General features: G+C 39.4%; 14 protein-coding genes. 11 read left to right on the plus strand and 3 right to left on the minus strand.

The features are described 5' to 3' along the window. Positions 1-191 precede the first annotated feature (191 nt). The 4 genes from AA0Y26_RS07655 (at position 192) to AA0Y26_RS07670 (ending at position 2479) form a co-directional block, all read left to right on the plus strand. On the plus strand, positions 192-827 hold the full coding sequence (locus AA0Y26_RS07655; protein ID WP_413366570.1) for a DUF1232 domain-containing protein: 636 nt from the start codon (positions 192-194) through the stop codon (positions 825-827). 88 nt (positions 828-915) lie between these two features. Continuing rightward, on the plus strand, positions 916-1821 hold the full coding sequence (locus tag AA0Y26_RS07660) for an LCP family protein (RefSeq protein WP_413366572.1): 906 nt from the start codon (positions 916-918) through the stop codon (positions 1819-1821). 41 nt (positions 1822-1862) lie between these two features. After that, positions 1863-2081 (plus strand): hypothetical protein, encoded by a 219-nt coding sequence (locus AA0Y26_RS07665; protein WP_413366574.1) that lies wholly within the window; start codon positions 1863-1865, stop codon positions 2079-2081. Between the two features lie 110 nt (positions 2082-2191). Beyond that, positions 2192-2479, plus strand: a complete 288-nt coding sequence (locus AA0Y26_RS07670; RefSeq protein ID WP_413368111.1) for a hypothetical protein — start codon at positions 2192-2194, stop codon at positions 2477-2479. Between the two features lie 616 nt (positions 2480-3095). Here AA0Y26_RS07670 and AA0Y26_RS07675 read toward each other — a convergent pair. After that, positions 3096-4385 (minus strand): hypothetical protein, encoded by a 1290-nt coding sequence (locus AA0Y26_RS07675; RefSeq protein ID WP_413366576.1) that lies wholly within the window; start codon positions 4383-4385, stop codon positions 3096-3098. A 150-nt stretch (positions 4386-4535) separates the two neighbouring features. On the opposite strand from AA0Y26_RS07675, the gene AA0Y26_RS07680 reads away from it, so the two are divergent. From AA0Y26_RS07680 to AA0Y26_RS07695, 4 genes are all read left to right on the plus strand, one after another. Beyond that, the gene (locus AA0Y26_RS07680) at positions 4536-6065 is read left to right on the plus strand and encodes an AbgT family transporter (protein ID WP_413366578.1); all 1530 of its coding nucleotides are present in this window, start codon (positions 4536-4538) and stop codon (positions 6063-6065) included. 12 nt (positions 6066-6077) lie between these two features. Continuing rightward, positions 6078-7271, plus strand: coding sequence for a M20 metallopeptidase family protein (locus tag AA0Y26_RS07685; RefSeq protein ID WP_413366580.1), 1194 nt, complete (start codon positions 6078-6080; stop codon positions 7269-7271). Positions 7272-7633: 362 nt separating this feature from the next. After that, complete coding sequence (locus AA0Y26_RS07690; protein ID WP_413366582.1) at positions 7634-8410, plus strand: MerR family transcriptional regulator; 777 nt, start codon at positions 7634-7636, stop codon at positions 8408-8410. A 3-nt stretch (positions 8411-8413) separates the two neighbouring features. After that, positions 8414-9445 (plus strand): C45 family autoproteolytic acyltransferase/hydolase, encoded by a 1032-nt coding sequence (locus AA0Y26_RS07695; protein WP_413366584.1) that lies wholly within the window; start codon positions 8414-8416, stop codon positions 9443-9445. Positions 9446-9642: 197 nt separating this feature from the next. Here the strand turns inward: AA0Y26_RS07695 and AA0Y26_RS07700 are convergent, their stop codons facing one another. Continuing rightward, positions 9643-10305: a TVP38/TMEM64 family protein gene (locus AA0Y26_RS07700; RefSeq protein ID WP_413366585.1), complete on the minus strand. Its 663-nt coding sequence runs from the start codon at positions 10303-10305 to the stop codon at positions 9643-9645. Continuing rightward, a complete protein-coding gene (locus AA0Y26_RS07705) occupies positions 10292-10705 on the minus strand; it encodes a hypothetical protein (protein ID WP_413366587.1) in 414 nt (137 codons plus the stop codon). The genes AA0Y26_RS07700 and AA0Y26_RS07705 overlap by 14 nt, the downstream gene beginning before the upstream one ends. 236 nt (positions 10706-10941) lie before the next feature. Here AA0Y26_RS07705 and AA0Y26_RS07710 point away from each other — a divergent pair, with 236 nt between their 5' ends. The 3 genes from AA0Y26_RS07710 (at position 10942) to AA0Y26_RS07720 (ending at position 14041) form a co-directional block, all read left to right on the plus strand. Further along, complete coding sequence (locus tag AA0Y26_RS07710; protein ID WP_413366589.1) at positions 10942-11274, plus strand: metal-sensitive transcriptional regulator; 333 nt, start codon at positions 10942-10944, stop codon at positions 11272-11274. A 59-nt stretch (positions 11275-11333) separates the two neighbouring features. Then, complete coding sequence (gene copZ / locus AA0Y26_RS07715) at positions 11334-11540, plus strand: copper chaperone CopZ (protein ID WP_413366590.1); 207 nt, start codon at positions 11334-11336, stop codon at positions 11538-11540. 74 nt (positions 11541-11614) lie between these two features. After that, a complete protein-coding gene (locus AA0Y26_RS07720; protein ID WP_413366592.1) occupies positions 11615-14041 on the plus strand; it encodes a heavy metal translocating P-type ATPase in 2427 nt (808 codons plus the stop codon). Positions 14042-14203: the final 162 nt, after the last annotated feature.

Below are 14203 nucleotides of genomic sequence, written 5' to 3' on the forward strand. Positions count from 1 at the left end.
TATTTAGGAGTAATTTAATTTATTAATAGCTCTAATGACAATAGACTTGTTTCAGAGAATATATTTGTACTGCATGGAATCCTTAAACTTAGTTGTTATCTATATTCCCTAGTAATATACAAGTAGTGTTGACAATTTGTCAACACTACTTGTATATTGGGGTAACAGAAAAAGTAGAAAGGATAGACAATATGCTAGAGAAAAGCAAGGAAATAGGCCCGATATTGAGGGAGTTACTTCAAAAACAGTCATTATCGATGAGGAAATTGAGTCAGCTGACAGGTATTGATCTGGCAATCATTTCGAAGATCATCAATGGAAAACGAAAAGCAACCCCTGAACACCTGCAGCGGTTTGCAGAAAAACTTAACGTTCCCCTTTCTGCATTATATGAGGCAGCAGGTTATCCAGTTGTCCAGAAACACTCAGACCTGAATGATTCGGTTGCCCAAATTCAATCGATCCTGAAATCCTCTAACTTAGTAGATAGAGAGTTTTGTCTTGAAGATTTGAACCAAGAGTTAGAAAGGTATCAAAATCTCTCGTTGACAAAAGAGGGGGCTGAGGCCGTTCATATTCAGTTTGATGAGAAGATAGAAAAGGTTGGGAGTATTGGCCCCTTCATTCATAATTTAAAGGATATGTATGAGCGATTTATATGGAAAAAAGGGACTAAAATGGAACTGGCAATGATTGGGGGAGCACTCCTGTATTTCATTTCAGCTGTAGACTGTCTCCCGGACTATCTATTTCCAGTAGGGTACTTAGATGATGCTGTTGTTATTCACTGGGTGATGAATACGTTGCAGCTAAAAAATTATCAATAAGAGGATTGAATAAAAAATGAACACACAAAAGAGACAAAAACGTACAAAACGGAAAAAAAAAAGTTTTTTTCAAATAGCCTTTATCTTTATGGTAGGAATTGCAGTAGCTGCCGGTTATTTTGTCTACCAGTTTCAATCTGGCGTGAGCATGGCAGAAGAAGTTGAAGGTGGTCGACAGGAGTATGATTTCAACGGGGTGAAGAATCTCGATAAGATTAATGTTCTGCTGTTAGGGGTTGATGCACGGCCTGACGAAGAAAGGTCACGCACTGATTCCATCATGGTCGCACAATATAACCCAAAAGATGGAACGGCAAAGGTTATTTCTATTATGCGGGATATTTACACTGAGATACCTGGATATAAAAATTATAAAATGAATACAGCCTTCTTTCTTGGCGGACCGGAACTGTTGAGGGAAACGTTAAAAATGGATTTTGACCTGGACATAGAGTATTACGCCCTAATTGATTTTGCTGGGTTTGAAAAAATGGTCGATGTCCTTGCCCCTGATGGCATAGAGATTGACGTTGAGAAGGAAATGTCAGCAAACATTGGCGTTTCCCTTGAGCCAGGGCTTCAAAAACTAAATGGGAAGGAATTATTGGGATATGCCCGTTTCCGCAAGGATGCCGAAGCTGATTTTGGCCGCGTCAGACGCCAGCAGCAAGTCATCAACGCTATGAGGGACGAGCTTCTAAGCGCGAGCAGTGTTGTGAAGCTTCCGAAAATGATTGGGGTAGTGAAGCCTTATGTCCAAACGAACCTTGATGGAGGAGACTTACTTGATATAGTTAAGAGTATTGCTTTTCAACGCCCTCAGACAGTAGAGAGTTTGACTATTCCAGTTGAGGGCTCCTATACTGACGAGTGGTATGAAGGTGTGGGCCTAGCTCTTACTATTGATTTTGAGGAGAATAAACAGGCAATCGAAGAATTTTTAGCAGATAATCCATCCCTACAGGAGACCGGAGAAGCCACTCCCAACGAGTGAGAAGATTAGGAAAAAAAGAGGGGAAACAGGAGTAATTTATCATGGAGAATACTTATTTGAAAAAGTTGGATAAATCTGTCCTGTTCATCATAGGCGTTTTCAGTATCCTAAGTATTCTTTTTATCTACAGCAGCCAGGGAACAGGCCACTACGGAGAACAAAATTTTGCCCTCCAGCAGGGAGGTAGCTACCTAATCGGTTTTGGTCTGTTGATTGCGGTTGCTTATCTCAATCCCGAACAGCTTGAACGGAGTGCATGACCATTTTATGGGGTTAACGGCTATTGTTCTTCTTCCTTTGATGCCCCAAGAGATTGCACCATCCATATTAGGGGCATCAAAGGTGGTATCCACTACCCCTGGTAGGTTCGATACAGCCTTCCGAATTTTTTGAAATCGCTTTACTGCTAGTGGTAAGCAGTATTGCCCACCTGCATAACCTACATATTCAAGAGAGGACAAGTGGGACGGGTATCCTGTTAATTTGCAAAGTCATGCTGGTTACACTCATCCCCTCCATATTTGTTTACCAGCAACCTGATAGTGGCATGGTGATCCTTTACTTGGTCGGGAGCATCACCGTCCTTTTTTATCCGGTATTCAAAGGAAGATCCTTGCGGCAGCGGTGGCTATTTCAGTTGCTGGAACCTCGATTTTAGAGATGCAACCAATTCAGTAATTTTTTTACTATATAGTTAAGGGGAAGTAATAGATTATAAAAGAAGATCATCAAATGAATGATCAAAAAATCATTCATCTGATTTAGATTTCAGTCATCCATGGCTTCAACCAATTTGTGTTGATAAACATAGCCAAAAATTTCACTCAGACGATTGCATAGACTATTTTCCAGGAGCTGCAATTCAAGTCAAACCGTAAGAATTGCATGGAGAAATTTTATGTAAGCGGCCAAATGGTAAAGTTTCGAAGTAAGTATATAATTTGAATGCAAAATCTATAAGGAGAAGAAAGTCATTCGTCGGGAGTTTTACAATTGGCAAAGCTTTTTTGGTTCTATGAATGGTTTGAAAGAAAATTGAAGTAGGATACCTTGCTGGAAAACGTGCTTCCGATATCGATGCGGCGTGGCAGAATCAAATAACATCCATAGGTGTTCTTTTTGTTTCACACATGAAAGCGAGCTAGAGTAAGCTTATTACGTTGAGGGTGGTTTAAATGATAACTTCTCTTTGATTGTGAGCAATAAAGTTTCTGTCGAGTATTTTCAAATTTCTAAGGGGCAGTCTGGAAAGCAAGTTTCCAGACTGCCTCTTACTAATATAATTTAATTTGATAATATTTTTTCGGACGTCCGCGATTGGTGGAAGAGGTGCTTGGTAATTCATCGGCTAAATTTTTTTCGTGAAGATGCTTTAAGATTCGATTGGCAGATCGTACAGTAATCCCTAAATGTGTACTTAGCAGTTCTCCGCTGACGATAGGAGTCGTGAGTTTCTCCAGCATGGCTTCGATTTTTTGCAGCTGCAATAAAGGGATATCATATGCGGCGCTTAAATTTTTTAAATATTGCTGCTTTTCATTATCGAATTGTAACAAAGTTCCGTATAACAAAGGACCTATTTCTCGTCCATTTTCAATAATATAACCTTGTGTTTCCTTTGAAGAGCAGAGAGTGGCGGCCTTTTTAGCAAACGCCTGACTCTCGAATAGAGAGTTGCCGACTCCCCATCCTATTTTGACAGGAAACGATAGCTTATCATCTAAAAAATCAACTAAATGGCAACGTGTACAATTATTTGTTGTAGTCAAAAAATATTTATACGTCGTGATCACTGCAATAGAAGAAGCTTCGCGATGTACGATAAAAGAGTTAGGATGCAGCTGTTTGAAATCTAGAATTGCTTTATATAAGGCGATCTGCCGATACTCTAATTCATCGATATTGGCTTTGTCTATAGGAATTAAAATGTGCACAACAACAACTTTGTTTTGTTTAAGCTGTAGCTGATTCACTAGATTATCCAGCGTTAATTGCATTGCATAAAGTGATGGATACAGCGCGATAAATGGTATATTGTACCTGGCCAATCGATCGCGCATTTCAGCAATGCGTGTAAAGCTCAAATCTACCTTATTTTCATTATGTAATTGGATATGCCAATCAGCTGCTTTATCGATAATATCGACACTTGCAAACTCGTTCATTGTTTGACTAAAAAGGTAAGGCTTTTTTCCTATCGACCATTCATGAATGCCAAGATAGCCATTTTCTTCATAGCAGAAGTCAATGGCGATACGATTCATCGCAATTTTCTTCTCATAAAACAACTCGGTTAAGGCACGGTAAAAATCACGTTCTGAAATATCGAAATAAAGCATTGGCATAGCTGTTTTTTGAAAATGTGTTTGAGCAAAAAAATAGGGAATTTGTCCGCTGAAAAGTGCTCCGTCTCCTGCAGTTAAATGCTCCTCTAAAAGCATATATAACTCCTCAAAATCTGTATAAGCATAATAGTGAAATTCGCACAAAGAAGGCTTCATTTCTTCAAGCCGTTGTACCCACGGAAGGGAAAGTTCAGCAGTGAAAACATTAACTGTATACATATATCTATCTCCTTAAATATTAAATAAATATTGCAAATAATCAGAAACTATGGTTTCGTTGTATAAAGGACATGCATTTTTTATGTCTTAAAATGATAGCAGTAAATTTTAAAATATCACTCTACTAAAGTATAAAAGGAGATGAGATTTATGCAAAGGCATTCTGAAACAATGAGAAAGAAATCTTGGATTGATAAAATGTTAGACGGGATTGAGCGTGCAGGTAATAAGCTGCCAGACCCTATAACACTATTTATCATACTTGCAGGTGTAGTACTCCTTTTATCATGGATATTATCGATGTTAGGTGTTTCGGCCGTGCAGCCCGGTACAGATGATGTGATCCAAGTGAAAAATCTGCTAAGCCAAGAGGGACTGATATTAATCCTAACACAGATGGTTTCAACGTTTACAGGCTTCGCTCCGTTAGGGTTAGTAATTGTGACAATGATTGGTATTGGTTTAGCAGAGCAGACAGGACTTATCTCGGCTGTGATGAAAAAGCTTGTGATGTCGGCTCCTTCAAAACTAATCGTGCCATTTATTATTTTCACAGGCTTAGTCGGTAACTTAGCGGCTGATGCAGCATTTATCATATTACCACCCATTGCAGCGATGATTTTTATGAGTATTGGCCGAAATCCATTGGCTGGTTTAATTATTACATATGCGGCGGTAGCTGGAGGTTTCAGCGCGAATGTATTAATTAGCTCACTAGATGTATTATTACTGGGAATTACAGAGTCAGCAGCACATATTGCAGACCCTGAGTACACTGGTCGTGCGACAATGAACTACTATTTTTTAATCGTTTCAACGTTTTTATTGGTAGGGATCGGTACATGGGTGGCGAAAAAGTTTACTGAGCCGCGTTTCGGTAAATTTGAAGGGAAAATTGAAAAGTTAGAGTCTGTGACTGCGTTAGAAAAGCGCGGTTTAAAGTGGGCGGGTATCGTAACGCTCATTTATGTTATTCTCATCGCAATTACGGTCATACCGTCTAATGGTCTTTTACGTGACCCTGAAACAGGCGGCTTCTTAAACTCACCATTTATGTCAGGCATTGTGCCGATCATGTTATTCTTCTTCCTTTTGCCTGGTCTTGCATATGGTATTGCGGCGAAGGAAGTTAAAAATGATAAAGAAGTTGCGGAGAAAATTTTTAAATCCATTGCTGATATGGCACCGTTTATTGTATTAGCGTTTGCTGCTTCACAAATGATTGCATTTTTCAACTGGAGTAATATTGGTTCGATTTTAGCAATTAAAGGAGCTGAACTTTTACAGGCATTAAACTTTACCGGCTTGCCGATGATGATAGGATTTGTTTTCATTTGTGCATTCGTTAACTTATTAATCGCAAGTGCTTCCGCAAAATGGGCATTACTTGCACCGATTTTCGTGCCAATGTTCCTATATTTAGGCTATTCTCCCGCGGTTACACAAATGGCGTATCGCGTAGGGGACTCTATTACAAATCCAATTACGCCGATGCTGCCGTATTTTGCTATATTACTATCATTTGCAAAACGTTACGATAAAAATATCGGTATAGGAACACTGATTTCAGCTTTATTACCTTTTTCGGTATTCTTTGCAATCGGCTGGATTTTATTATTTGCGATCTGGTTCTTATTCGGTTTACCGCTTGGACCTGGAGATTATATTTACTTAAAATAAGGAGTGAACTAAATGACAGTTTTACAACAAGAACAGTTAACTAATCTATTAAAGGAATACGAAGAAGAGATGATTCAGCTTCGTCGTTATTTCCATGAAAATCCTGAGTTATCATTTGAGGAAGTAAATACGCCAAAAACAATTGCGGCATTTCATCGAGAGCTGGGTCATGAAGTGCGTGAAGGTGTTGGCGGTAGTGGTGTTGTCGCAAAGCTAGTAGGTGGTAAGCCGGGAAAAACAGTAGCGCTGCGTGCAGATTTTGATGCTTTAGGCATTACAGAAGAAACGGGTCTACCTTTCCAATCGAAAGTGAAGGGGCGAATGCATGCTTGCGGGCATGACGGACACACAGCCTCACTATTAGTTTTAGCGAAAGCATTCAATCGAATGAAAGATGAATTAGCAGGCACTATTGTATTTATTCATCAGCATGCTGAGGAGATTGCGCCAGGGGGAGCGATCGCGATGATTCAGGATGGCTGCTTGGAAGGTGTGGATGTTATTTTCGGCACGCATTTATGGGCACCAACTGAGCTTGGAAAAGTACAAACTGCCAAAGGTCCATTAATGGCTGCAGCAGACGGGATTTATATCACCATTAAAGGTAAAGGAGGACACGGTTCAAATCCAAGTGATACGAAGGATTCGGTTGTTCTGGCGGCCCAGTTTATTACCAATTTACAACAGCTCGTTGCACGCCGTATTAATCCATTACGTCCGGCAGTCGTTTCGATTGGACATTTAGAAGCAATAAACCCTTTCAACGTTATTGCGGATCAAGTGTATATGAAAGGAACTGTACGTACTTTCCACGAAGAGGAGCGCGGTTTATTAGAACGTGAGATTGAAGAGCTAGTAAAGGCAACGTGTTATTTAACGAAGGCAGACTATGAATACGAATTTGTCCGGGGCTATCCACCGGTTATAAATCATGCTGCGGAAACAGAGCATATTATGGCGTCTGCAGAAAAAGTCGCAGATGTGGAAGCTGTTGAAACCGTTGAACCGATTATGGGAGGCGAGGATTTTGCTTACTATTTGCAGGAGATTCCAGGAGCATTCTTCTTTACAGGAGCAAAAAATCCAGCGTGGGAGGAAGTCTACCCGCATCACCACCCGAAATTTGATATCGATGAGCGGGCATTGCTTATCGCAGCAAATGTGTTAGGGCAAGCAACGTTAGATTATTTAGCGAATAATAAGTAACAACAACTTTTGCAGTTAAATTACCATCTAAAGTTTATGATATAACTAATTGTTTACGGTTTTAGAAATAGATTTATTGATAGTCAAGAGATTATTTAATGCTTTCTAATGAAGTGGAGAAATTGATGTCCTTATATCATAGATACAATGATTGACTGGTTGATTATTTTGATAACATTTTCGAGAAGGTATAATCTTTCATATTAAACTTACGCAACGTTTAATAACTGAGACAGCAAACAGCTGTCTCTTTTTTATTTAGCCATTCGCAATCATCTTTACGAACAGAGTTTATTTTTTGAATTATGCTTGACCTTCAAGTTACTTTAAGCTGTAACATGGAATGTAGGGGGGATATGGATTTGAGTAAGTTCATGACAATACAGGAGTTTTCCGATAGAACCGGAGTTTCTAAAAGTGCATTACGGTTTTATGAATCGAAACATTTACTTCATGCAGCGGATAGAAGTGCAAGTGGTTATCGTGTTTATTCGGAGGACCAAATCGAAACGGTTAAATTAATCTCCAGTTTGCGGGTAGCAGAGGTACCTATTAAAGACATTCAACTCTATTTAAAAGAACGAGATGAAAACAAAAGAAAAAATATAATGGACAATTGGATTCAGCAGATCAGACAAAGGATGGATATCCTGAGCACTAGCTTGCGTTACCTGGAGAGTAATTCCACGGTTCAGCAAATTTATCTCATTGAAAGAGCACCAGAAACGATTATTTGGTTCCCGGCGGAATCTGAAGTAGGGAAGTTCACAGATCACTTTATGAAAAGGGGAAAAGAACTAGAGAAATTCAATATACCAATCAAAAGCTGCTATTTAAAATATATGTCTGGAAAAGAAGTGGTGAAAGCTCAACTCGGCTTTGGCATTCCGGATACCGTAGAAATGGGCGGATTGGTGGAAGCAGCTGTTATAGAGCATATGGCTTCCTGTATTTGTATCGCGCTGTCATTCAATGAACCGATAACTGACATACAAAATGGTTATCGGAAATTAATCAACTATGCCAACGAACACCAATGGATTCCAACTGGTCCCGTATTGGAATGGTATCGAGGGGATGATTTTACGGAAATTGACTTATTGATGCCTGTCACTCAAATAGAACAAAGGGGGATATAAGGTATGGATATACAGGAAGATTTAATGGTGAGAATCGTCGAGTTGAAAGGGGACTATTATCAATTTGGCATGGAGCAGGCTAACGAATTAAAGTCATCATCAATCGTAGAACAAATGGAAGAGCTAAACGAATTGGCTGAAAATGCAAATATTGAAAATGCAAAGGAAATTATAAAAAGTGTTTCAGCAAATTTATATAAGGAGCTGCAAGGTTTGTCTAAGGGGTTAGGCCTGGACTTCGACACAACTGTAAAGCTTTTTAGCGGATATGATGTCCTCTTTCCCCAAATGGGCTGTACTACATTGGCAACAGGCGGCTATTATATACGCAATTATGATTTCAGCCCGGAAATGTACGATGCAAGACTTGTATTTACAAAGCCACAAAATGGTTATGCTGCGGTAGGATTTAGCCAGCAGATAATTGGACGGCTTGATGGGATGAATGAAAAAGGACTCGTGGTGGGGCTGCATTTTGTTAATAACGAGCGTAGGGAAGAAGGGTTTATTGCTACGACAATTGTTAGGATGCTGCTTGAACAGTGTGCAAATATTGAAGAAGCGATTACCCTCATTAGCAATATTCCACACGGCTATTGCTATAATTATTCAATGACAGACCAGAGCGGGAAAAATATAATCGTAGAAGCATCTCCACCACAGCAAATTATCAATTTCACAAATCCTTTAATATGTACAAATCATTTTGAATCAGAAGTATTAAAGCTGAATAATCGAAAAGACATACAGGGATCGGTAAAACGAAAGAATTATATTCAAGCCCTTTTAAATGAAAATCTATCACCTATGTCTGCTTATCATCAGTTTAATAATGAGAGCTCCCCATTATTTTTTAAGCATTATAAAGAGTATTTCGGAACGCTGCATACGGTAGTCTATTCACCTGAGGATTTAAGTATCATGGTTGGCGTGGGGGGAAATGCTCGTCCGCAAGTATTTCATTTTAAAGAATACATCAAGGGGGAAGTGACTCTTCCTCATTTGATAAAAGGCAGGATCAATCAAACTGGATAAGTGAAATCATCATACCACGATATGAAAAAACCATACGTAACCTTCTCATAGGAAAAGTACTTCCTATAAAATTGGTAAGTATCAGAATCCGTATGAAACAATTCTAATTGTAAAATATTTTAGATAGAGAAATGACTAGGAGAACCGTATGATAAATTTTGAGCTAAACAAAAAGCTGAGAAGAAACGAATTTCTTCTCAGCTTTCTTGCGTTTTGTCTATCGGTCTATTCTTATGGCGATAAAGTAATGCTCCCAGCAGGATGACGAGAACAATCAACAGGAAATAAACAGGATGATGGGTTACTACGGCAATGACGCTAAAGGATGCTGAAGCAAGCACTAAGCCGTAAATCATGTTGCCTGCTGTTGTAGCGAGTATAAAGTGTGAAGCTTTAATAGTGCTTAAACCGGAGACAATATTAATTAAATTGGTCGGCATAAATGGAAGAATACGCCCGGATAAAACAAAGAGAAAACCATTTTTCTTGATCTTTTTCTGATATTTATTAGCTGTTGCGTGCGAAAATGCATCATGAAAAATATGGCGAATCGATAAAAAGATAAGGGTGCTGCCAATGACGCTGCACAAACACCCATACAAATAACCCCGCCAAAAGCCGAATAATGTAATGTTTGTCGCAATGACTAAAACCAGTGGAATGAATGTAAATAGGTTTTGCAAAATCATGATGACCAGCATGATCAGGCAAATGAGCAAAATATTATTGTGTGCCAAAGAGCGGATTGTTTCAGGAGTTAAGTCTGCAACCGTCAAGCCGCTTATTTTTAATAGAAAGAACAAGCAAAGCACGACTGCAATGTATCCAATGACACGATAAATAAGTTTACGTTTCTTCATAAAAAGGACCTTTTACAAGGGGGGAATTAGCATTTTTGTTCAAAATAATCGTTGCTTTCTGCTGTAACTTGACTCCCGCACCCAGGAGTGTTTGGTCTATGTAATTCATTTCACTTGATTGGTCATCCGAATAAGCATCTTTTGGAATGGGGACATACCGATCAGATGCGGCTGTTTGTTCGGGGGTAACAGTCAATTTATAGCCGCCGTCGGATTCCAAAAAGTTACCTTTAATGTTTTTCTGAAATAATTTAGCTGATCCTTTTCGAGTAAAGTCCAGTTCCTTTCCTAGCTTTTCGTTTAATGTGCCGTTTGGTGCAGGACCGTTTTTACTCTCTAGTAAAGCCTTTGATTTCACAGCAGCTTTGCCTGCGCAGCTAAATCGTATAAGGTTAATCATAAGTTCACTTCCTAACTATCCCATTGTAGCAATGCTTGGAAATTAATTAAAGAAAGTAGAATTGATATAAACTGGAATTTTTTAATATAATTTAATTGTTAATTTTCGGAACAATTCCAAAACGCTTAACCAGATCAAACTGCATAAAGTACTTATCCATCTAGAAAATAAAATTAATCGCTTTACATACTGCACCGGGGTATGGTAATCTAAAGTTAAGTTAGGAGGCTGAACAGATGGAAAACCCAGAAAAAGAAGCAGTCTGCCATGTTGAGGATGCTGCATCTTGCCGAAAAAGTCATCATCCAGAACGCGTAAAAAAGGATTTAACAACTCGCTTGAATCGTATCGAAGGCCAAATTCGAGGAATTAAAGGTATGATAGAGAAAGATGTTTATTGTGATGATGTGATCACGCAGCTTTCCGCAACACAATCTGCTTTAAATAGCGTGGCAAAGATTCTTTTAGAAGGTCATCTAAAAGGCTGTGTCGTGGATCGCCTTTCAGAAGGTGATGATGAAGTGTTAGATGAATTATTGGTGACAATCCAAAAGCTGATGAAAAAGTAATTTTTTTAGCTTTAATATACCCCTATACTGTATGGAACTTAAATTAAAGGAGAGAAAGTATGCAAAATATTACATTAAACGTACAAGGAATGTCATGTGGACATTGTATAAAAGCAATAGAGGGAAGTGTTGGTGAATTAGAAGGTGTGAACCAAGTAAGCGTAAAATTAGACGAAGCATTGGTTGAAGTATCCTTTAATGAATCTAAAGTATCTCTTGATAAGATTAAAGAAACGATTGAAGAGCAAGGTTATGATGTAGAATAAGAGTGCTGCTTTAGCACTCTCTTATTTTCACTAATATATACCCTATGCAGGTATGAGGAAGGGTGGGGAAAATCGTGAATACGGAAGCTGGCAACATAAAAGAAGCAAGTCTTCAAATAACGGGCATGACATGTGCGGCGTGTGCAACAAGAATAGAAAAAGGGTTAAATAAAATGGAGGGTGTCGAGCAGGCATCTGTCAATTTAGCCCTTGAAAAGTCGACGATTAAATATGACCCAACAAGACTGAGCGAAACGGATTTCGAAAAGAAAATAGAAGCGCTTGGCTATGGGGTAGTGAAACAAAAAGCAGAATTTGATATTACGGGCATGACATGTGCAGCGTGTGCTACGCGAATAGAAAAAGGATTAAATAGGATGGATGGTGTTGCAAATGCAAGCGTCAATTTAGCGCTTGAAAAAGCAACAATCGAATTTAACCCTTCAGAAGTAACGATTGCAGATGTAATTGCTAAAGTAGAAAAGCTTGGGTATGGTGCGCACCAAAAGCAAGAGGATCAAGCGCAGGTGGACCACCGTGAGAAGCATATTAAGGATCAACAACGTAAATTCGTTATTTCCGCGATTTTATCGCTGCCATTATTATGGACGATGGTCGGTCATTTTTCCTTTACATCGTTTTTATATGTACCGGACTTCTTAATGAATCCATGGGTTCAAATGGTTTTAGCGACACCGGTGCAGTTTATTATCGGGAAGCAGTTTTATGTAGGTGCTTATAAATCACTTCGAAATGGCAGTGCGAACATGGATGTGCTGGTAGTGATGGGTACTTCAGCAGCGTACTTTTACAGTGTTTATCAAGCAATCGTTACAGCTGGAACACATCACGGACCACATTTATATTTTGAAACGAGTGCAGTACTCATTACACTGATTCTTTTAGGGAAATTATTCGAGGCAAAAGCTAAAGGCCGTTCATCGGAAGCAATTAAAAAATTAATGGGCCTTCAAGCAAAAACGGCCATTGTTATTCGTGATGGCGCAGAAAAAGAAATACCGCTGGAAGAGGTAGTAATCGGCGACACGGTTCTAGTAAAACCAGGTGAAAAAATTCCGGTTGATGGTGAAGTAGTAGAAGGAACAACTGCTGTTGATGAATCTATGTTAACAGGCGAAAGTTTACCGGTTGATAAAAAAGCAGGAGATATATTATACGGCTCCACAATTAACAAAAACGGCTTCATCAAAATGACAGCAACAAAAGTCGGGCGTGACACAGCATTAGCCCAGATTATCAAGGTTGTAGAAGATGCCCAAGGTTCAAAAGCGCCAATTCAGCGTATGGCGGACCAAATATCAGGTATTTTTGTACCAATCGTAGTAGGGATTGCTATCGTTACCTTCCTAGTCTGGATTCTATGGGTGCAGCCGGGTGAATTTACGCCGGCTCTTGAAGTGCTGATTGCAGTACTGGTTATTGCTTGTCCATGTGCACTTGGTTTAGCAACACCTACCTCTATTATGGCAGGTTCAGGTCGTGCAGCGGAATTTGGGATTTTGTTTAAAGGCGGCGAGCATTTAGAGCAAACACAGAGTATTAACACAGTGGTTGTTGATAAAACAGGTACTGTAACACATGGTAAACCTGTATTAACAGATGTATTAGTGGCAGATGGTCAAGACGAAGAGACATTTTTATCGCTGATCGGTGCTGCAGAAAAACAATCAGAGCACCCATTAGCACAAGCGATCGTGCAAGGTATTCAAGATAAAGGTATTGAACTTGGAAGCATTCAATTTTTTGAAGCGATTCCGGGTTATGGTGTGCAAGCAACAATCTCCGGCCAAGGAGTAATTATCGGTACACGGAAACTGATGCAGCAATACGGCATTAATATCTCATCCGTGCTTCCTGTGATGGAGGAATTAGAGAAAAATGGTAAAACAGCGATGCTGGCAGGCATTAATGGACAATATGCTGGGCTCGTTGCCGTAGCAGATACAATTAAAGATACCTCTAAAGAAGCGGTACGCCGATTACAGGAAATGGGCATAAACGTCATTATGATGACAGGTGATAATGAACGTACAGCTCAAGCAATCGGTAAAGAGGTAGGTGTTGATGCGGTTATTGCAGAAGTGCTTCCTGAAGGTAAAGCAGACGAAGTCAAAAAACTACAGCAACAAGGCAAAAAAGTGGCGATGGTCGGTGATGGCATTAATGATGCGCCAGCACTTGCAACGGCTGATATTGGTATGGCGATTGGTACCGGTACAGACGTTGCAATGGAAGCGGCGGATATTACACTGATTCGAGGCGACTTAAACAGTATTGCCGACGCAATCTTAATGAGCCGTAAGACAATGCGTAATATTAAACAAAATCTTTTTTGGGCCTTTGCCTATAATATCATCGGAATTCCGATCGCTGCAGCAGGATTCCTTGCCCCATGGGTAGCAGGTGCTGCGATGGCGTTTAGTTCCGTCTCTGTTGTACTTAATGCTTTACGTCTACAACGGGTAAAATTAGAAAAATAAAATAATTAGTGGGGATTATTCTCTTCTATCAGTAACAATAAATGAATAGTTCCTTTCAGGGTTCAATAAAAAGGGTAGTAAAGTCCGAAAAAATCTATTATATAATGGCCGGTTGCCGGCCGTTATATTTAGGATGCTGCTTCCCATGCGGGTGTATAGTAT

This window comes from Lysinibacillus canaveralius (assembly GCF_047301505.1).
In the GTDB taxonomy this organism is placed as follows: domain Bacteria; phylum Bacillota; class Bacilli; order Bacillales_A; family Planococcaceae; genus Lysinibacillus_B.